Origin of the sequence: Psychrobacter sp. YP14 (assembly GCF_003209315.1) — a bacterium.
GTDB lineage: Bacteria > Pseudomonadota > Gammaproteobacteria > Pseudomonadales > Moraxellaceae > Psychrobacter > Psychrobacter raelei.
This window is the reverse complement of the sequence record NZ_CP029789.1, coordinates 903607-924792: the sequence shown is the minus strand read 5'-3', so window position 1 is coordinate 924792 and position 21186 is coordinate 903607. Positions and strand designations below refer to the sequence as shown.

At 45.6% G+C, this 21186-nt stretch carries 18 protein-coding genes; 13 read left to right on the top strand and 5 right to left on the bottom strand.

Annotated features, from left to right (window positions below; genetic code table 11):
- Positions 1-169: 169 nt before the first annotated feature.
- The 4 genes from DLE54_RS03985 (at position 170) to DLE54_RS03965 (ending at position 3397) form a co-directional block, all read left to right on the top strand.
- The gene (locus DLE54_RS03985; protein WP_110816331.1) at positions 170-1276 is read left to right on the top strand and encodes an RNA-guided endonuclease InsQ/TnpB family protein; all 1107 of its coding nucleotides are present in this window, start codon (positions 170-172) and stop codon (positions 1274-1276) included.
- 128 nt (positions 1277-1404) lie between these two features.
- Entirely contained in the window at positions 1405-2019 is a 615-nt protein-coding gene (locus tag DLE54_RS03975; protein ID WP_011960068.1) for a glutathione S-transferase N-terminal domain-containing protein, read from the top strand.
- A 68-nt stretch (positions 2020-2087) separates the two neighbouring features.
- Entirely contained in the window at positions 2088-2528 is a 441-nt protein-coding gene (locus DLE54_RS03970) for a ClpXP protease specificity-enhancing factor (protein WP_110816330.1), read from the top strand.
- Positions 2529-2761: 233 nt separating this feature from the next.
- Positions 2762-3397: a trimeric intracellular cation channel family protein gene (locus DLE54_RS03965; RefSeq protein WP_011960066.1), complete on the top strand. Its 636-nt coding sequence runs from the start codon at positions 2762-2764 to the stop codon at positions 3395-3397.
- A 19-nt stretch (positions 3398-3416) separates the two neighbouring features.
- Here the strand turns inward: DLE54_RS03965 and recJ are convergent, their stop codons facing one another.
- Positions 3417-5243: a single-stranded-DNA-specific exonuclease RecJ gene (gene recJ, locus DLE54_RS03960; protein ID WP_110816329.1), complete on the bottom strand. Its 1827-nt coding sequence runs from the start codon at positions 5241-5243 to the stop codon at positions 3417-3419.
- A gap of 221 nt (positions 5244-5464) precedes the next feature.
- On the opposite strand from recJ, the gene DLE54_RS03955 reads away from it, so the two are divergent.
- Positions 5465-5980, top strand: coding sequence for a DUF697 domain-containing protein (locus DLE54_RS03955; protein ID WP_011960064.1), 516 nt, complete (start codon positions 5465-5467; stop codon positions 5978-5980).
- Between the two features lie 103 nt (positions 5981-6083).
- Here the strand turns inward: DLE54_RS03955 and DLE54_RS03950 are convergent, their stop codons facing one another.
- A complete protein-coding gene (locus DLE54_RS03950) occupies positions 6084-7691 on the bottom strand; it encodes an inorganic phosphate transporter (RefSeq protein ID WP_011960063.1) in 1608 nt (535 codons plus the stop codon).
- Positions 7692-7944: 253 nt separating this feature from the next.
- Positions 7945-9615, bottom strand: a complete 1671-nt coding sequence (locus DLE54_RS03945) for an ATPase (protein ID WP_110816328.1) — start codon at positions 9613-9615, stop codon at positions 7945-7947.
- Between the two features lie 424 nt (positions 9616-10039).
- Here DLE54_RS03945 and DLE54_RS03940 point away from each other — a divergent pair, with 424 nt between their 5' ends.
- From DLE54_RS03940 to argF, 6 genes are all read left to right on the top strand, one after another.
- Positions 10040-10717, top strand: coding sequence for an FFLEELY motif protein (locus DLE54_RS03940; RefSeq protein ID WP_011960061.1), 678 nt, complete (start codon positions 10040-10042; stop codon positions 10715-10717).
- A gap of 244 nt (positions 10718-10961) precedes the next feature.
- Positions 10962-12083: a bifunctional demethylmenaquinone methyltransferase/2-methoxy-6-polyprenyl-1,4-benzoquinol methylase UbiE gene (gene ubiE / locus DLE54_RS03935; RefSeq protein WP_110816327.1), complete on the top strand. Its 1122-nt coding sequence runs from the start codon at positions 10962-10964 to the stop codon at positions 12081-12083.
- 73 nt (positions 12084-12156) lie between these two features.
- Positions 12157-12879 carry an SCP2 domain-containing protein gene (locus DLE54_RS03930; protein ID WP_110816326.1) on the top strand — a complete coding sequence of 241 codons (723 nt, stop codon included), beginning with the start codon at positions 12157-12159 and terminating at the stop codon, positions 12877-12879.
- A gap of 261 nt (positions 12880-13140) precedes the next feature.
- On the top strand, positions 13141-14784 hold the full coding sequence (locus tag DLE54_RS03925; RefSeq protein WP_110817296.1) for an ABC1 kinase family protein: 1644 nt from the start codon (positions 13141-13143) through the stop codon (positions 14782-14784).
- Positions 14785-14923: 139 nt separating this feature from the next.
- The gene (gene alr, locus DLE54_RS03920; protein WP_110816325.1) at positions 14924-16048 is read left to right on the top strand and encodes an alanine racemase; all 1125 of its coding nucleotides are present in this window, start codon (positions 14924-14926) and stop codon (positions 16046-16048) included.
- Between the two features lie 200 nt (positions 16049-16248).
- Positions 16249-17169 (top strand): ornithine carbamoyltransferase, encoded by a 921-nt coding sequence (argF, locus tag DLE54_RS03915; protein WP_011960056.1) that lies wholly within the window; start codon positions 16249-16251, stop codon positions 17167-17169.
- Positions 17170-17218: 49 nt separating this feature from the next.
- Here argF and DLE54_RS03910 read toward each other — a convergent pair whose 3' ends face one another.
- Positions 17219-18049: an alpha/beta fold hydrolase gene (locus tag DLE54_RS03910; protein ID WP_011960055.1), complete on the bottom strand. Its 831-nt coding sequence runs from the start codon at positions 18047-18049 to the stop codon at positions 17219-17221.
- Between the two features lie 105 nt (positions 18050-18154).
- Complete coding sequence (gene rpiA, locus DLE54_RS03905) at positions 18155-18814, bottom strand: ribose-5-phosphate isomerase RpiA (protein WP_110816324.1); 660 nt, start codon at positions 18812-18814, stop codon at positions 18155-18157.
- 344 nt (positions 18815-19158) lie between these two features.
- On the opposite strand from rpiA, the gene ilvA reads away from it, so the two are divergent.
- Together ilvA and DLE54_RS03895 are read left to right on the top strand one after the other, a co-directional pair.
- On the top strand, positions 19159-20712 hold the full coding sequence (ilvA, locus tag DLE54_RS03900) for a threonine ammonia-lyase, biosynthetic (RefSeq protein WP_110816323.1): 1554 nt from the start codon (positions 19159-19161) through the stop codon (positions 20710-20712).
- A gap of 3 nt (positions 20713-20715) precedes the next feature.
- A complete protein-coding gene (locus DLE54_RS03895; RefSeq protein WP_110816322.1) occupies positions 20716-21141 on the top strand; it encodes an energy transducer TonB in 426 nt (141 codons plus the stop codon).
- Positions 21142-21186 lie beyond the last annotated feature (45 nt).

Here is a 21186-nt window from a genome sequence, read left to right as displayed (position 1 = left end):
TAAACCAAAAAAGACGATAGAGTAATCTATCGTCTTTTTTTATGGCTATACTTTATCACCGGTCGCCGTAAAACCACCCCCTTCAGGGGGTGGACATAAGGCGACACACACTGTCGTGATTAGTACTTAAAGTATTGCAAGTTAAAATTAACCTCGCCATACTAAAGGCATGAAAACACTCAAGCTACGCATCAAAGACAAACATGCAAACCAGCTAAACAAACTAGCTGGGAGTGTTAACTATGCGTGGAACTATGTTAATGCGTTAAGCTTTGAGCATTTAAGACGCACAGGTAAGTACTTTTCGGCCTATGATTTAATCCAATACACCAAAGGCAGTGGTGAGTATTTAGGCTTGCACTCGCAAACTTTGCAAGCCATTAACGAGACTCATGCGAAATCTCGTAAGCAGTTTAAAAAAACTAAACTTAATTGGCGAACCAACCGACCCGATGCCAAACGAAAAAGCTTAGGTTGGATACCTTTTAAAAAGTCTGCCATAAAGTATCTACATACAAGACAAACAGGTAAAAAAGCACTGAAATCAACCATACAGCTATCGCTCTGTAAAGGTCAAAAGCTTATCATAGACGTATTCGATAGCTACAATTTGTCTTTGTATCAAATCAATACGCTTGAGATAGTGCAAGACAGCCGTAATCGTTGGTATGCCTGTATTACTGTTAAAGACTTTCCCAAACAAGTGAGTGGTAAAGGTAGTGTTGGTATTGATTTAGGTTTAAAAGAGTCTGCTACCACCTCAAACGGTGACAAGCTGACAACCAAACAAACTCAAAAGTGGGCTAATAAATTAGCAGTCGCCCAGCGTGCAAACAATAAAAGCCGGGTAAAGGCTATCCATGCCAAGATCAAAAACTCAAGATTAGATGCCATACACAAATTCACCACCAAGCTAGTTCAAAATAATGCTTTAATTGTGGTTGGTGATGTTAAATCACGCTCATTTACCAATTCGATGACCAAACTGGCTAAATCAACATACGATGCAGGATGGTTTGAACTCAAAAGACAACTGGAATATAAATGCAAGTATGCAGGTTGTCAGCTTGAGATGGTAAATGAGAGTTACACTACCCAGACCTGTTCACACTGCCTTAAAATAAGCGGTAGTAGTCCAAAAGGTAGAGCAGGTCTTGGAATAAGAGGATGGAGGTGTGCTGAGTGTGGCACATGGCATGATAGAGATATCAATGCTGCTAAGAACATCCTTGCGGTCGGGCTTGACCGTCTAGTTGTAGGAATCCCCTCGGTTTAGCGAGGGGAGGAAGTCAAAAATCTAAGGGATGGCGTTGAATGCTTGCAGGCTGGTATTAAAGATTCTACTATTGATTAACTTGAGCAGTTTGGTTACGATGCTAGTCTATTTATTGCCTTTTGTAGTCCATGATTGATCCTAGAGATATCCCTGATAGCCAGCTTGTCCTGTATGCCGATGATGGCTACGATAGCCACGTTGTCAGGTTTTTGTTGGCTGAAAAACAGCTAAAGTATTATTTGTCTTTATTAGACAGCGAACGTCCCGAGGATTTGCGTCAACTCAATCCTTACAATACCCTACCCGTATTGGTACATCGCGACTTTAGCCTCTATGAGCTGAACGTTATTTTTGAGTATCTTGAAGACAGATACCACGGACACAAGCTGCTGCCTGATACGCCTAAGTCAAAAGCCTTACAACGTCAATTGGCGTGGCGCATTCAAAATGATTGGCTAAAGCTTGGGCGTATTTTATTAACCCATAAAGACAGCCTCAATCCTGATCAGGCCAAAATTGCCCGTCGCAAACTGTCTGATGCACTGGTCACATTAGCGCCAGTATTTGGTAATAGTAGCTATTTTATGTCCGATGATTTTGGCTGGTGTGATGTGCTGCTTGGCGCTATGCTATACCGCTTAGAAGAGATGCAAATTGAGTTGCCAGCGCATTTAATCCGGCCGCTGCTTGAGTATCAAAAGCGTATTTTTGAGCGTGAAAGCTTTTTGAGGTCTATCGAGTAGCTTGTGGCTGGCTATACTGTCAGCCTATTCATAACCCCAGTAAATCAAATAAATAAAAAGAGATGACTATGCCACAAGAGCCGACTTTAACGCCCACTCGCCCCTATCTGATTCGTGCCTTTTATGAATGGATGGAGGACAATGCATTAACCCCTTACATCTTAGTAGATGCCACCCAAGACAATTTAGTCATTCCTACTGAGCATGTACAAAATGGTCAGATTGTGCTGAATATTGCCAGTCGCGCTACGGGTAATATGAATATGGACAACACTTACATCAGCTTTAATGCCCGCTTTGGTGGTGTGTCACGTGAGCTTTGGATTCCTATGCAGGCAGTTATGGCTATTTTTGCCAAAGAAGATCAGACCGTGGGCATGCCTTTTGACCCCAGTGAATATGATAATTACACCCCTTTGGAGCAAGAACCTCAGCCTACTAAGTCCAAACCTGCCACAAGTGACAAGCCCAAACGTGAAAATAAAGCTGGTCTTCGAGTGTTAAAATAACGCCATTTTAGCAATACGCTCACAACACATGGTAATTAATGATAAAGGTCTCTTACTCAGAGGCCTTTTAATTTGCAGCATAAAAAAGTTAGGCGCTGCTATTTATGACAATAATGGCTTTTAATTTTGCTTACACTGCCTTTAGTTAGACTTTAACTATATAATACGCCCCGAATAATAAGCGACTTATTCCCCCTCTCAACTGTCTTTGCTTGATTTTATGTGATGATGCCATGCCAAATTATATTGTTAGTCCCGATATCTTAATTTATATCTTCGATATGATCGGAGTAATTGCGTGTGCCATCGCGGGCACCTTACTTGCCCAGCACAAAGGGTTTGATATCGCTGGCTGTATTTTGGTGTCTATGGCTAATGCCATTGGCGGCGGAACTATCCGTGATGTGGTGCTCAATCGCCATCCTTTATTTTGGATGACAGATTTGAACTATGTGATTGTGATTACCATTACCTCATTGGCACTACAAATATTTTTTCATTTGTATCACAAGATTGATACTGCCTTGAAGCTTTTTGATGCTGTGGGTCTGGCCGCTTTTAGCGTCATTGGACTTAAAGTAGCGTTATCACAAGGCGTGGCACCGGTCATTGCCATTTTAATGGCAGTCTGTACGGCCATTGTTGGCGGCTTGGTTCGTGATATTATTTGTAATGAAATTCCACTGGTATTACAAAAAGAGATTTATATTACCGCCAGCGTGATTGGCTCCTGCTTTTACTTTTTATTAGATGCGCTTGGGGTGCAAACCGGTATGAACGATTTGATCACCCTCGGCGTTATTTTCTTTATTCGCGTGTTGGCACTGCGCTTTGACTGGCATTTGCCTTCTATCCGCTTGGTCAAATAGTCATTTAATTCATAGCGGCTTAGGGGCTAATTTGGGTGACCGCTACGTCCTTTACCATCAGCTGAATATTTTGATTACCCTGCCACTCATTAATACTAAGCTCAAACAATACATGTACTTGTTGGGCACGGTAATCCCATTTTTTGGGATCATAGTTAAACCAGATGGCATCAATAGGATACATCACCCCAGGGTATTTTAGCGATAGCTTTAAATGCTTGTCTTTTAAAATTCGCGCCTGCACCACGTCAAACACACCATCGAACTGTGGTGGCACAAAACCATGACCCCAGATATGGTTTTGTGTCAACGCCTCAACGAACTGTAAGCTAAAGTCTTCTGCCAGCAGTTGACCATCGGTGAACTGCTGCTCCTCAAATACCGAAGCTTCCACACTTTGCATTTGCAGCTCAAATGCCTCAGCAAACGCCTTAAAATCCTTTCTTTTAAGCGTAAGCCCCGCTGCCATGGCATGCCCACCAAAGTGGGTAATCAGCTCAGGATGGCTCTCTGCGATGCGCTCTATGGCATCACGAATATGAATGCCTGGGATAGAGCGTGCTGAGCCTTTAATCGCATCTTGCCCGTCAAGCTGAGTATCATCTGCCGGAGCAAATACAATGGCAGGTCGATAATGGCTTTCTTTAAGACGGCCGGCCACAATACCAATAACCCCTTGATGCCAGTTGTCTTGATACAAAATCAAACTGCGCGGCTGTGCCTTATCAGTAAAAGACTCTGCTTGTTGCTTTAAACTATCATCACTTTGCTCATCAGTCGTCTGTCCCTGACTGCGGTCTGAGTTTGGCTGCAGCTGACCTAAAATCTCATCGGCCTGCTCACGCATCTCGCCCTCAACATAGCGGCGCTCCTTGTTCAGCTTATCAAGCTCAAAGGCCAAACGCTTGGCGTCACTCATGTCATCGGCCATCAAGCATTCAATACCAATACGCATATTGTCCATGCGCCCTGCCGCATTGATACGAGGGCCAATGACGAAGCCAAAGTCTTGTACGCTCATCTTTTGGTAATCACGCCCCGCCAGCTCAAGCAGCGCCAATATACCCAGCGAGCAGCGCCCTGCTCTTATCGCAGCCAAGCCGTGATTGACCAAGATGCGGTTGTTGTGATCAAGCACGCCCACATCGGCGATGGTGCCCAAGGCCACTAAGTCTAAATAACGGCTCACTTGGGCCGTTGATCGCCCCGCTTCTCGGCGGTACTTGGCCAGACGCCCGAGCAGATAAAAGGCCACGCCTACGCCCACCAAGGCCTTACTCTCAAATGAGCAGCCCAGCTGATTGGGATTCACCACAGCATGGGCATTAGGCTTGCTCTTAGTGGTGAGGTGATGATCGGTGATAATTACCTTAATGCCATTGGCAATGGCCTTATCAACCCCCTCATGGCTTGAGATGCCATTATCTACAGTAATAATCATATCCGGCTGGTACTGCTCTATACCCAGCTGTACTATCTCAGGCGTCAGGCCATAGCCATATTTAAAACGATCCGGCACCACAAAATCTACGACGGCACCCATCTGTGACAGGATGCGCATCATCAGCGCCGTACTGGTCGCTCCGTCACAATCAAAATCACCAACAATCAAAATACGCCGCTGAGCCTCAATGGCCTCATCCATCAGCGTCACCGCTTCATCGACATCGCTCAGACCTTGCGCGGGCAGTAGCGCAGATAACCCATAGTCTAAGTCTTGGTCACTTTGAATGCCACGTGCCAAAAATAGGCGCGTCAGGGTCGGGGTTTGTTGATACATCTGGGTAAAACAGGCAGGTAAATCATCAGGCAAGGTGCCGGTAAATCTGGGGGTTAACTTTAGCATGGTGGTCTTTATTCAACTCTAATTGGGTTTATATTAATATGGGGTCAAATACTCAAAAACGGTATTAAAATAAAATAATCATATATTTACAAAATTTAGCGACAGCAGGCGTAAAGATACAAACTGCCACTTGTGTCAAAAGTGCAATTCTTTAAAATTAGCACATAATGCCATTTAATGGGCAACCTTATAACTTCTCACCCTTCATTTAAGGATACTTTATGATAACTGTTCCTGCAGCAGAAAAACTCCCTGAAACCATTGATCCAGATCTAAACTTAGAGCAAGTAAAAAAAGAGTGTGAGCAACTGGTAAAAAAACGCGCCAAATACTCAGCGGGCGCCGCCATTATTCCGGTTCCTTTTATGGACGTGGCCATTGATGCAGGTATTTTGACCCAATTATTGCCTGAAATCAGTGAGCGTTTTGGCCTTATCTCTGAGCGTGAATCTGCCATCGACTTAGATGCCAAAGAAGTGCATTGGAATGAGATGAAAAACCGTGCCGTTGATTTTGCCGGCCTAATGGCAACTCGTGGTGTGGTGAAAAAGACAGTTCAAGGTTATGGTGGCCGTATTGTTGCCAAGCAAGTGACCAAATTCATTCCACTAGGTGGCCAGCTTGTGGCCGCTACCATGGGCTATATGATTTTCAAAAAAATCGCGAACGACCACATCAATGAGTGCTATAAAATTGCTAAAAGCATTCAGCAAAAACAGCACGGTAAAAACGTTTAAGCCCCTTATCTTTTAATAAGCTATTAAGCCAAACACAAAAAAGCCCTCACACTAATTGAGGGCTTTTTAAGTCTATTTAGCGACGCTTAGGGGCTCTATACGCTTAAAATACGTTGCTTAAAATTAAGTAGCTGACCATAGACATGGTAGCGGCAGCAGGTAAAGTAACTACCCAAGCCAAACCGATTGGCTTCATCAAACCCCAGTTGGTGTTTTTATTCACCATACCAATACCCAATACCGCACCCACAAGTACATGCGTACTAGAAACAGGTAGACCCAGCATAGAGGCGCCCATGACTACCGCTGCTGCTGATAACTCAGCTGAGAAGCCTGACGCAGGATGCATCTCGGCCAAATTGGTACCCACAGTTTGGATAACCTCTTTACCAATAAACCATAAGCCCACAATTAAGGCGACACCAAAGGTGACCATAACCGCGCTAGGTACAGCCGCTTCGCTGGCGATACTATTGGTACGAATAACGTCCATGATGGCTGCAAAAGGACCCACAGCGTTGGCGATATCATTGGCACCATGGCTAAATGCAAAGCCTGCTGCAGTAAATACCTGCATCCAGCTAAACAAAATAAAGGTAGCACGGCCCAAGTCTTCTTTCTGCTTGCCTTTAATACTCTTAGTATAAATAAAGGTCGTCAGCCAAATAAGCGCCCCAATCATAATCATGATTAAGAAGCCATTTAACGTGGTTAGACTCATATCAACGTTTTGTAGGCCTTTAAACACCACCATAGAAGTCATAACCACACCGCCTAATGCGGCCACCAAAGGCACCCATTGACGCAATGCTTTTAGAGTATCAATGCTGTCTCTTTCACGCTCGATATCATAAAGCTCTTGATAGTAGTCTGTCTCCAGATCATCTCGTTCGGTATCCTCGTCTTTATAAATCTCTTGGTCACGTACCATCTTTGACGTATAGGACACCTGTAGCGACTCAGCCAACTCATTGATCCATTCTTTATGGCGTTTTTTTAGTGCTTTTTTGGCCGCTTTAAGCTCTTTAACTCGGGCTTCAACACGGTCATTATAAGACAAAATATTGACTTTAATTTGGCTGTATAGCACATACGCCAGTATACCACCTAATAAAGGTGACAATACCCAAGATAAAGCAATTTGTCCTATTTGATCCCAGTGCACGGTAGAAAATGCCAATGAAGGCCCGCCCACTTGAATACCCATAACAATCGAGCTGCCCACTACCCCACCAATAATGGAGTGCGTGGTAGAAACCGGTAAGCCTTTTTTGGTAGCAAACAATAGCCAGAACGCCGCAGCAATCAACGCCGATAGCATCACATAGATGAACTGGTTGGGCGTCACTGATAAGGCATCTAAATCAACAATACCTTTACGAATGGTATCGGTTACCTCAGCACCAGCAAGCACCGCCCCAGATACCTCAAAAATGGCGGCAATGGCCAAGGCTTGCGGAATGGATAAAGTACCCGCGCCTACCGATGTACCAAAGGAGTTGGCAACATCGTTCCCCCCAATGTTGAAGGCCATAAATATGCCAAACACGGTAGCCACGATAAATAATGGCGTCTGCTGGTGATTGGTATAATCCAAGCCCCACCACATAAAATATGCGGTCATGACAAACAGGAATAGACCAAAAAGTATATTAGCTTTTTTCGAACCCGTAAACTGGGCGCTACTTGATGTAGTTGACTTTGGAAGCATGAGATTTCTGAGCCAATCGGATGTGAAAATGTAAAACCCCGAGAGATCGGGGCTTCAATGAATTAGTACAAGTCCGTTTGATCGAGACATACGACAACTGTAATAACCTTGATCGCACCAGCAATCAAGGCTTACTTGATAAAGTCTATGGGAAAGTTGTCGGCATTAATAACTATCAATTATACCTGTTGGGGCATAAATTCTGCATATTATACCCTTGTCCGATGCAACTTGAAACCGCTGTTTTTTTTGATTAAGTTTTAATGACTTTTTCAAGCTGAGCAATGGCATGATCAAGCACAGCCAAACGTGCAGTTCGCTTGTCATTGGTGGCCACCACATGCCAAGGTGCATGCTTAGTATTGGTACGCGCCAACATATCCGCTGCCGCCTGTACATACTCATGCCACTTGTCTCGGTTGCGCCAATCATCTTCGGTTAGTTTAAACTGCTTGTGCGGCGTATCTTTTCTGTCCTCAAAGCGGTCGAGCTGCTCTTGCTTGTCTATGGCCAGCCAGTACTTGATGACAATGGTCCCTTTATCTACCAAGTCCCGCTCCATACGGTTAATCTCTTCATACGCCCGCTGCCAGGCCGCCTCACTGGCAAAACCTTCGATGCGCTCGACCAGTACTCGGCCATACCAGGTTCTATCAAAGATGGCCACTCGGCTTAAGCGCTCCTCTTTTAGATTGGGCGCAAACTCCGGCATCCGTCGCCAAAAGCGCCATAAATAAGGGTGCTGTAGCTCCATCTGGTTGGGCGCTGATATGTTATAAATCTGATATTCACGTGGGTCTAACAGTGCCACCAAACGCTTGATTGCGCCGCCCTTGCCGGCAGCATCCATGCCCTCAAAAGCAAACACCACATGGTGATTTTTGGCAGCAGATTTGCCCTGTCTGCCGCCTTTGCCCTCAGAGTTGGCACGGGCTCGTAATAGCTCAGCTAAGCGCTCTTGCTTTTTGATCAAAGCTTTTTGGTAATCTGACTTACCCATATCAGGATCATCTATATCGGTGAGCTTATCAGGCACATCTGCCCATGAAAAGGCGGCATTGATATTGCGGCTGACTTGCGATACCAAAGGATGTTTGCTGTCATTTTGTTGACTGCTGATTAAAGCTGACTGCGTTGCATGCAGCACTTCATGACAAAACTGTAAGCTGGCCGCCTCACTATAGCCCAAGTCTTTATGGGACTTTTTGTCATGCTTATCCCCGCCCTCTTCAGGGTCAGAGCCATCTATGATGACCCAATCTGATTGCTGACTTAAGATGATTTTGGCAATGTCATTAAACTGTTTCACCCGTTTTTTATCCTGCCAGTCCATGTGATATAACCACTCAGGATCAGCCTTGTTATCTTTAAGGCGCGACTTTAAGGTGCGCTCATCTATATGAAACCAACACTTTAACAGTTTGGTATGGTTGTTGATTAAGTCGGTTTCAAATTCAGACAAGACCTGTAATTGACCGCGCATATACGCCTCCCAGTCAGCAAGCTCATTGTGTTGAGATTTGTTTTTATCCTGCTTCATTTTTTGTAGCACCCCTTCCATTAAGTCGGCATACCAGTTACCGAAGTAGGCGGTGATGTTGCCATGGCGCGGTAGCTTGGCCACATGCGCTTGCCATAGGGGCTCATACTCACTGGGCAAGGTGCCAATATTGGCTTCGACGTTTAGTAGTCTAGGATCGACCCACTGACGCAGCTGAGTCACCGCAGCCCCTTTACCAGATAGCTCCATACCATTGACCAACACCAACAGCCCTGTGGCTTGCCCTTGCTGACGGGTCTCTCGTAGCGCATATTGCGCCTTAACCAGCTCTAATCGCAGTGTCTCTTCGTCCATATGAAAGGTGCTTAAAGGATCAGCGTCAATGCGAATCTCTTTAGCGTCGATTTGGTTTTGCTTAGCCATCAGTGAATCCTTATTATTCAAATCGTCCAATAATCAATTGAGTGTGTCTTATTTTTTATGACGTGTCATTTATAACTTATTTAGTATCTATGCCTGCTGTTGTATGACCCACAGCCCTTGTCATGCAACTATTCAACACTCAGATAGAAAAACAGCTTATACAGGCCTTATACATATTAATCATGCTAGGCTTTGATATTATCTAGCCCTTACTTATAGTATTATCATAATTAAAATAAGGTTTGATAAAATAGCCTTTGAGTAACTTATGTAAGTGGGCATCCAAAAAGCCAACTATAAATCAATTTTTTACTACAATGCCATAAATTTGTGACAACGCAAATGGCGGTTTAGCATTTTAACAAGCTATTTTTTTATTTTTTACTTGCCCCTTTTTTAATGAACAGTGTTTAGGAGCCATCGTATGTCTGCTTTATCTAATCTAAATACCCATCTAAAACAGTATTGGGAGTTGCCACACCATAATAATCCTGAGCTAACTACCAAGCTTAGCCAAGTGCAAAACTGGCAAAAAGACCGTATTCGCCGCACCCACGCTGAGCTATTTTCACAGCCCAAAAACAAACCTATGGCTGAGTATTTTTTAAATCACTTGTACGGTGGCGACAGCTTAGATCAGATCGTGCGTCAGCTTGAGGTGATTGTACCCAAAGCGCAAAAGCTTGAGAAACTTGCGCCTACTGCAGCCCTAGAGACCGGTACCTTGGGTGTAGAGACTGCGATTACCTCAACCAAATTGGATTTGAAACTGGCGCAGTGGCTGCTTGACAATAACCTAGAGGTGAATGAGGATAATATGCAGGCCGCTTATGTGGCGGTCAATGATGAGCAAGCACGCCGTCAACAAATTGAAGACTTAAAGCAGGTGTGTTACCGCAGTGACAAGTATTTAAACTCTTTTATTTTGCAAAAAACCTTTAAGCTGGCTAAAAAACAAGCCTATAAGCGCAATCTTCAACCTTTATATGATTTCATCGACTCAGGCTTTGCGGCCATGAAACCATTAAAAAGTGTGGGCAGCTTTATTGATCCGTTTTGCGAGCGTGAACTACAGATTATTGACCAAGTACACAGCGCATAATTAAGCGATGCCTTACTCGCTTTAAAAAGAGCGCCCCAGTCACAGTGCTTTGACTGGCAAAACCAGAGAAAGCGGCAAAATTGGGGGATCAGCTTAAGCATCCCCCACTAATTTCAGGTATCATTAAGGGTACAGTCAGCACTGATATAAGACGACCCCTTATGTAGCGACCCACAGCCGCCAATCCTTTTAAACCCTTCATGTCTTTATTATTAAATTTTTATTATTAAAATCAGGATCGATAATGAGCCAATCAGACAACGCCACGCCTTCAAACCCTATCTTAGACAACACAGCCAACCTACAAAATGACTTGGTAAAACAAAGCTTGAGCCACAACCAAGATACCAATGCCAAAGTGCAGCAGTCGTTGCAGTCAAGTGCTGCCACAGATGGCCAAAAAACCACTGTGTTAAACACCCAGTTTAGTGATGTGAGCGAGTTACCTGCCGGCACCCCGCAAGGTCAACAGACCACCCGCCCTTTTAGCCAAGATACACCCAAAGCGTCTGCTGCCAATCAGCCTGCTGAAGATGATTTTGTAAAATATACAGGTCAATCAGGCTTGCCGCGCTTTAACCCAAAAGATGACATCAACAACCCGCACACCCCAGACACCGATGGTCTAGAAGAGACTCACTTTGGCTATAAAAAAGTCAAAAAAGCAGAAAAACAAGCCAAAGTGGCTGATGTCTTTACCTCTGTGGCCAAAAAATATGACATCATGAACGACTTAATGTCTTTTGGTATTCACCGTCTATGGAAGCGCTATACCATTAGCTTATCTGGGGTACGTGCCGGTCAGCAAGTGTTAGATATCGCCGGCGGTACAGGGGATTTGGCTAAAGCCTTTAGCCGCGAGGTGGGGCGTAATGGCCGCGTTGTCTTATCTGATATTAACGCGGCCATGCTCGATGTCGGCCGTGAGCGTTTGATTAACGCAGGCTGTAATAACGTTGACTTTGTATTGGCTAATGCTGAAACCTTATCGCCTTTTGAAGATGAAAGCTTTGATTTATTGACCATCAGCTTTGGTCTGCGTAACGTCACGGATAAAGATGCAGCGCTGCGCGCTATGTACCGTGTGCTTAAGCCAGGTGGCCGCCTGCTTATTTTGGAATTCTCAAAGCCTATCTTTGAGCCACTATCAAAAGCCTATGATCTTTATTCATTTACTGCCTTACCGCTTATGGGCAAAATCGTGGCCAATGATTCTGAAAGCTATCAGTATTTGGCAGAATCGATTCGTATGCACCCAGATCAGCAAACGCTGAAAGGTATGATGGAAAATGCAGGTTTTGTAAACTGTGACTATCACAACCTAACGGCAGGTATTGTTGCGGTGCATCGCGGCTTCAAAAAATAGCAGGTTTGATAAGAAAAACCTATAGCGCTGCACCCACTTAACAGACTCACATCTCTTTATTAGGCGGTATTTTATGATAACAGTTTTGCTTTTAACTGCTGCAGAAAAACTGGTGAACTTTGCGATCTTAAGCGATAAAATTACCAAGGCGGGATTGTTGCCGCTGTCAGGTAAAGTGCTGCGCTTAACTATGGCGGTACCGAGCTTTAATATAGATGTGCATTTTAATGACAGTCACATTAGATTTGAGCCGGTCAGCCACCTGCACGCAGGTTTGTTTGAGACCGCAGGCGGTGTGCAAGATGAGCGCAGCCAAGCTTGGCAAGAATATACCGCCCTTGGCCGCAGCTTACCAGATTGCACCATTAAGGTCGAAAACTTAGCCGAGCTGTTAAACTTATTGCGAGATGCCAGTGGCAACTTGCCTATTGAGGGGGATTACCGCATATTAATGCAGCTAAAGCAGCTTATCTCAGGGTTTAATCCTGATATTGCCGGCCAACTTGAGCCTATTATTGGTAGTACGGCGGCGATGCAGTTAGGCCTATTAATCAAGTCTCTTAAAGGCAATGTGTCACATACCGCCAAGCATGCTTTTAATGATGTCGCTGACTGGGCGAATGAGGTAGCTGGTAATGCCCCAGTGGACCCTGAGGTAGAGGCGGAAGTAGACGACTTAAAGCAGCAGCTGCTTAAGCTGCGTGCTGATGTGCAGCGTGAAGAGGCACGCCTGGCGATGATAAAAGCGGAACAAGCCCGCCTAAAAGCAGGGGCTGAGCCTAACTCTACTCAGTAATCCTTTATTCATCGGCTTATTGTGTACAGCTTCTATCTTCACGGTTTGTATCTAACTACTGCCGCCTGACTCAAGGCGGCTTTTTTTGTCCTGAATATAAGATTAAGTCGATAAATCTGCGCGGACAATTGTACTCACAATGGCGCTTAACCCATTCTTAAAATGATTGACCCGTGGTATCATTAAGGTCAACTATTTGAGCCTTTATAGCGTTAACGTTTAGCTATATTTTTCACACCTTTTAAAATGGGCCCGCTTTACATGCTGTTATCTCATCGCAAACGCCTTCTTGAGCTTTGGCGCATCGCTGCACATTATCGCCTTGATACCCACTTACCTTTAGAAGATGCGCCGCAGCTACAATCCGTGGCCCGTATGATTAAGTCGCACCCAGCCGCTTGGGGCAAAAGCCATCAGCCCAATGGGGTGAAATTTGCCCTAGAGGAGATGGGTACCTTATTTTTAAAGCTTGGCCAACTGCTCTCCACCCGCCGCGACTTGGTCACCCCCGAGATTATCGCGCAATTGGTGCAGCTACAAGACCGAGTGAAGCCCTTTGATGTCAATATTGCTATCACTCAAATCCAAGATGCTAAGCTGGGTCTGGGGGATAGCATCAATGATTTATTTGCCCGCTTTGATACCAAGCCTCTGGCCGCCGCCTCCATTGCTCAGGTGCACACAGCTGCCTTACATGATGGCCGCGAGGTGGTGGTTAAGGTGGTACGCCCAGATATCCGTGAGCAAATCGTGGCAGACTTTGAGCTGCTGCGCGACTTGGCTCAATGGGCCTCAGCCCGTATTGAAGCGGCTCGAGCAGTACGCATTATTGATGTGGTCGAAGACTATCGTCAGATTATGCTCAATGAGCTGGATCTGACCTTTGAGGCAGATAATACCACCAAAATGCGCAACAACTTCTTAGGCTCATCGATGATGTATGTGCCTGAAGTGTATGCCTCTTCAAAAAATGTGATGGTTATGGAGCGTATCGTTGGCGTGCCCATCTCACACACCGAAGTCTTTGATAAGCTTGGCTATGACCGTGCCGCGCTGGCGGAAAAAGGCTTAACCATCTTTTTTACCCAAGTATTTCGTGATAACTTCTTTCACGCTGACATGCACCCAGGCAACGTCTTTGTCGAGACCCTACCTGCCGATACCCCTGAAGCTTATCGTCAATATCCTCGATATATTGGTCTAGATTGTGCCATTATGGGTGAGCTGTCGCCCGATGACCAGATGATTGTGGCACGTATGCTGCTTGCGGTGATGAACAACAACTTTAGTAACTTGGTCGATATCGTCAGCCGCGCTGGCTGGATACCACCCAATACTGATAAGCATGCCCTCACCCGAGATATGCGCCGTACTGTAGCGCCTATGGTATTAAAGCCGATTAATGAGATCGACTTTGCTGGGGTCTTGATGCAGATTTTAGACATCGCCCGTCGTCATCATATGAGTATCCCGCCGCAGTTGATGCTGCTGTTAAAGACGTTGGTTCATGTCGAGGGTCTAGGTCGCGACTTATACCCAGAGCTTGATATTTGGTCACTTGCCAAGCCTATTTTAACCGGCTGGGTAAAAGAGCAGCTTGATCCGGTGCGTAATATGCGTCAGCTGCGCGAACAATTACCTGAGCTGTTACTGTCAACTGCCCAAGTGCCCAAACTGCTAGACCAAGGACTACAAAGCTTGGCCTCTCAAGGTGCTAGGCAAGATGAGCAACTGCGTGAAATACAACAAATCCGCGCGGATATGCTCAATGACAGACGCCGTGACTGGATAGCTTTGGCAGGGTTTGTCATCAGTGTTGCCATTGCCACTCAAGTTGTTGGTTGGTTGTCGCCGCTATTTTATATCGTGGCTGTTGTGTTTGTGCTGTGGCGTATTTTGGGCTAATCCCAATCTACATCTGGCCCCTTAAAATAAAAAAGTAAAATTAAACATAAAAAACTACTGAGCTTGCGTTCACTGAGGCTCAGCCGCCTTATATTTTTTAATGGGTGAGCAAGCCCTATTTAAACTGTGAGTGTTAATCATGCGTAGTGCCTCAATAATTCTTGATTCTAAAGCCTTAACCCATAACCTAAACTGTGTCATTGATACTGTGCCTGATACCACCAAGGTACTGGCGATGGTCAAAGCCGATGCTTATGGCCATGGTATATCACACTGCTTGCCGGCATTAAAAGACGCAGATGGCCTCGGCGTGGCGTGCTTCACTGAGGCTCAGCATATCCGTGAGCTTGGCTGGGACAAGATTTTGGTGCTTATTGAGGGCGTATTTAGCGAAACAGAATGGCAGCAGTCCATTGAGGCTCAGTGCCAAAGCATCATTCATCATCAAGACCAAGTACAGTGGGCGCTTAATCATTTACCGCCCGAAAACTCGCCTTGCCGTACGGTCTGGCTTAAGCTAAATACCGGTATGAACCGTTTAGGCTTTGAATCTGATGAATTAGGCGATGTGGCCCAAAGCTTAGTGGATGCAGGCTACGAGCTGATATTGACCAGCCACTTTGCCAATGCCGATGCACCAAACCATCCCTCTAATGCCAAACAAATTGACACCTTTACCCAAGCATTGCAGCAGTTACGTGAGCAAGTAGACCCCAGTATTAAGGCCTCTTTATGCAATTCGGCGGGTATTTTAAATTTTAAAGCATGCCATTTTGATTGGGTGCGCCCCGGTATTATGCTGTATGGCAGCTCTCCTGTTGAAGGCGTTAGTGCTCAGACGCTCAAGCTAAAACCGGTGATGAGCTTTAAAGCCAGTTTAATGGCCATTCACAATATTGCAGCGGGCACCTCTGTGGGTTATGGCAGCCGCTTCGTGGCCAACCGCCCCATTGTAAAAGGCATTGTTAGTATCGGCTACGGAGATGGCTATCCGCGTGTGGTAGATGGCTCAGCTTGGGTCAGCGTTCAGTTGGTAGGCGAGCATAGCAGTTATAAATGCCCAGTCATTGGCCGCGTCGCCATGGATATGATTGCCATTGACTTAACCGATGTCCCAAACCCCAAAGTGGGCAGCCAAGTAATGCTGTGGGGCGACCCTGAGCTCGGTGCGCCCAGCGTCGATGAGATTGCTGAGTCTGCACATACTTTAGGTTATGAATTATTGTGCCGGGTTACTCAGCGGCCACTGCGCGAAGTGCTCTAGCGGACTAAAACATTGTACTTAGGCCATTTTTAAAGCGAATTTAATGAGAGGTGTGTGAAATAAATGGCCTTGAACTGTTTTCACAACCCCAAAAAGTTCGCTATACTGAGAGTTTACTAATCTATTTGTTAACTTAGCTTTTACTGATTTATCTTTAGCGAAACCCCTTATCCATTAATAGCCGATTTAAAGAGAGTCCCATGAGCGTGCGCCATTTTTTAACTCTACTTGATTTGTCTCCCGCCGAGCTTGAAGCTTTAATTAAGCGTGCAAGTGAGCTTCGAAAAATGCAGCATGCAGGCGAAGTATATCAGCCCTTCGTGGGCCGTACCTTGGGCATGATTTTTGAAAAGTCCTCTACCCGCACCCGCATTTCATTTGAAACGGGTATGGGACAATTTGGTGGTCATGCCATCTTTTTATCCCCCAAAGATACCCAGCTTGGCCGCGGTGAGCCGATTGAAGACTCAGCACGGGTCATCTCAAGCATGGTCGATATTATTATGATTCGTACCTTTGAGCATGAAAAGGTAGAAAAATTTGCCCAATACTCCTCTGTACCTATTATCAATGCGCTAACCGATGACTTCCACCCCTGCCAGCTATTGGCTGATATGCAGACCTTTTATGAGCACCGCGGCAGTATTAAAGATAAGATTGTCACTTGGGTAGGCGATGGCAATAACATGTGCTCCTCGTTTATGGCCGCGGCAAATCAGTTTGGCTTTGAGCTTCGTGTGGCTGCACCTTATGGTTTTGAGCCCAACCCTGAGCTGATGGAGAAGTTCAAGCACTGCGTAAGCTTGGTTGATGATGTGCAAGATGCGGCCAAAGATGCGCATTTAATTGTCACCGATGTCTGGGCCAGCATGGGCCAAGAAAGCGAGCAAAATACTCGGGCTCGCCGCTTTGCGCCTTATCAAGTCACGCCTTCTATGTTAGACAAAGCTGACCCTGAGGTGCTATTTATGCACTGCTTGCCAGCCCACCGCGGCGAGGAAATCTCACATGATATGCTTGATGACCCCCGCTCTGTGGTCTGGGACGAGGCCGAAAACCGCTTGCATGCCCAAAAAGCCTTAATGGAATTTTTGCTTAAAGATAAAATCAAGCTTAACTAGGCCAGCGTCACATGACTGACGCTCGTTTTGGTCAGTAAAGACAACTGCCTTAATCCAGCAGGCTTAAAAACCACTCAATATTGTGGTTGACCTGCTCAGGCTCTTCTACCGTTGAGGTATGCCCTGCTCGTTGAATGACGGCAAGTTTTGAGCCTTGAATAGCAAAGTGGATGCGCTGCGCCTTATCATAAGGGGTGGCGACATCTTCATCACCAACCAATATCAGCGTGGGCGTTGTTATATCACCAAGCTTTGACAATACCTCCTCACGCTGTATCACCCCGCGTGTGGCGTGTATCGCCCCTTTTTTGCTGTTGCTATTTAGGTGACTTAGCCACAACTGATACTCTTCGCGGCGCGTGCGATCTGACAAAAAAGTTTTACCAAACATGATGGGCATAACCTTTTTGCTGACTCGTCTGATACCAAGCCAAGAGATGGCGCGCATTAGCTTATTGTAGCTGACCGCCTTTTTGGGGTCTTCGGCATCAGCTGAGGTCTCAAGTAATATCAAAGATTTGAGTAAATCTGGGCGTCTGATTGCCACCCTCTGGCCAACGAAGCCACCCATTGATAGCCCAATAAAATGGCACTTATCAATGTCTAATGCCTCTAGCAAAGCAATGGCATCATCCGCTAAGCTATCCATATCATAGCCATCTTTGGTTACCTCTGATTGACCTTGACCTCGAAAATCAAAAGCAATACAGCGGTACTTTGATTGAAAATAAGCCACTTGTTTATCAAATAACGGCGTGCCCCACAGCAGACCATGAGCAAAAAGCATCACCGGCTTGCGATACTGCGGCTCAAAGCGGCTTTCATTGGGGGCACTGTCTTCGTAATAGATATGGGCGTTGTTAAGGGTAATGTAAGGCATGGTAACGACTTCCTTGTGCGAGCAAAAAAACAGGGTAAAGCCAGTATGCTGACTTCACCCTTATATTTAACCACAAATAGCCTGGCTGTCTGTAGCCAATTTATATTAGCGCTGTAACGTCTCAACACCTGTTGATTTGGCAATTAGCAGCTTATCAGCTTGATTGGCCGCAAAGATACCGTTACATACCACGCCCACAATATTGTTCAAACGCGCTTCAAACTCACTGGCACTCGTGATGTCTAGATTATAAGTATCCAAAATTACATTGCCGTAATCGGTAATGAAGTCTTCACGGTACACAGGCTCACCGCCCATTTTAACCAATTGGCGTGCCACATAAGAGCGCGCTTGGGGCAACACCTCAATCGGTACCGGAAACTCTTGCCCTAACTGTGTCACCCATTTGCTTTCATCTACTAAACAAATGAATTGTTTTGAAGCGGCGGCTACAATTTTTTCGCGAGTTAAAGCGCCGCCACCGCCTTTGATCAGTTGCAGGTTTGGATTGACCTCATCTGCGCCATCGATATACAGGTCAAGCTCGCCCACGTAGTTTAAGTCCATAACTTCAATGCCAAGCGCTTCAAGCTTATCTTGGGTCACCTGTGAGCTTGCCACAGCGCCTTTTAGGTTGACCTGAGGCAAAAGCTCAATTAAGCAGTTGACCGTACTGCCTGTGCCCACACCCAAAATCATACCATCATCGATATAAGCCAATGCCGCTTTTGCGACCTCTTGTTTAAGCTTAAGTTGCTGACTCATAACTGCCCTTTTTGTTTATGAAGTAAAGAAGATATTATGTCGAAAATAATCAGCTGCCATAATATCAAATCTGCCCCGTATTTTCGCCACTTTTACCCTCAAAGTTGATTTTTTTCGTAGGACAATAAAAGTTATCAGTCAAATAACCTATTATCATCAATAATTTCGCTGCTAAAACTTGCACGATTAAAAAAAACAGCATAGGCTTAATGATTACTTAACGTTATTGCCTTTGTCTATCTACACTAGGCAATCCATTGTCAAAGCTTGTGTGAGCTATAAGCTTATAACAAATAAGCAATGCACAACACAATTAACCCCCAACTCAACCTTTAGGATTATCTATGCTTTCAAAATGGGTTCGTAATGTTCTTCAGGCTACCGTATATGATGCCGCTATTCAGACACCTTTAGACTATGCGCCAAAGCTATCTGCTCGTTTTAACAATGACATTCGTTTAAAACGTGAAGACTTACAACCTGTTTTTTCTTTTAAGCTGCGGGGGGCTTACAACCGAATTAGTCAGCTGACTGAGACACAAAAAGCGCGTGGCGTAATTTGTGCCTCAGCCGGCAACCATGCGCAAGGTGTGGCCTTCTCAGCTGCCAAATTAGGCCTTACCAATACCATCGTCATGCCCACCACCACGCCCGATATCAAGGTGCAAGCCGTCAAAGCCTTAGGGGGTAAAGTTGACTTATATGGTGACAGCTTCGATGTGTCTAACCAATACGCCATCGAGCGCTCCATCAAAGAGGGGCTCACTTATATCCCGCCTTACGATGATGAGTTGGTGATTGCCGGTCAAGGTACCGTCGCGCTTGAGCTTAATCAGCAGTGGCGCGATGTCGAGTATGTGTTCGTGCCTGTGGGCGGCGGCGGTCTGTTGGCTGGTATTGCAGCCTTCTTAGGTGATGTGGCACCCCAGGTGAAAATCATTGCGGTCGAGCCTGAGGGCGCTGCGAGTTTAAAAGCTGCGATTGCGGCCAATAAACCGGTCAAATTATCCCAAGTCAGCTTATTCGTCGATGGCACCGCCGTCGCACAGATTGGCACCTTACCCTTTGAGGTGGTCAACCTCCAAAAAAGCGATAATTCTGGCAAGCTTATCGAGCAGGAGGTGGTCACCTGTAGTAATGATGAGGTCTGCGCTGCGGTCAAAGATGTGTTTGAAGAAAGCCGTAGTATTGTTGAGCCCTCAGGTGCACTGGCGCTGGCGGGTATGAAAAAGTATTTAAGCACCCATAAATTGACCGGCAAAAATTGCGTTGCCATTATTTCAGGCGCCAATATGAACTTTGATCGCTTGCGTTATATCGCTGAGCGCACCGAAATTGGCGAGAAAAAAGAAGCGGTCTTTGCGGTAACCATCCCTGAGCGCACCGGTGCATTCTTAGAATTTTGCCGAGACTTAAAGGGCCGCAACATCACCGAATTCAATTACCGAGTACGCAATATAGCTGCTCCTGACTCGTTAGAGCCGGCTTCGATTTTCGTTGGTATTGCTCTAAAAGAAGGGGATAAAGAGCGCCATACCATCGCCAACTCTTTGCAAGAGGCAGGCTATAACGCACACGACTTAACCGATGATGATATTGCCAAATCTCACATTCGTTATTTAATCGGCGGCCATGCTGGCCTAGCAGATGAGCAATTGTTTAAAGTCAGTTTTCCTGAACGTCCAGGCGCCTTGCTTAACTTCTTAGAAAAGCTTGGCACTGACTTTAATATTACCCTATTCCACTACCGCAATCACGGCGCTGCAGATGGCCGAGTCTTAGTGGGTATTCAGGCAACGGCCACCAGCTCACGAGCCGTACAAGATACACTACAAGAAATTGGTTATGAGTGCTCGCCAGTATCTGACAACATCAGCTACCAGCTGTTTTTGAAGTAAGTCATGCAAAATACTGCCGCAAAAGCCTGTCTTGTTATCGCCTTAGCTGCCGGCTTCGTGCCGGCTCAAGCAGAGCTTATCGATTTAACAGATGGCAAAATATATGATTTTTCTATGAGCCATGCCTCATGGAAATCTCGCCCAAACTTACAAGTGCCACGGGCGGTTTTGAGTCGCTCTATAGCCGGCTCCTATACGCTCGTGATCAAGCTTTTGGTAGATACAGAGGGCAATATCACACACACCCAGCTCTCACAAAGCAGTGGTGACCGAAGGCTGGATAATTATGCCCTTGACGCATTTAAAAAAGCAAAACTGCACCCATTTATGATTCATGGCACACCGGTAAATGGTGTGGCTTATGTGCCGGTGCAATTTATTATCCCAGAAACAACGCCTGAAGATGCTAGCGCAGATGAGCGGCGCTGATTTGGCTTAAGCGTAAGTTAACTGTCATTACTATAGGAATACTCT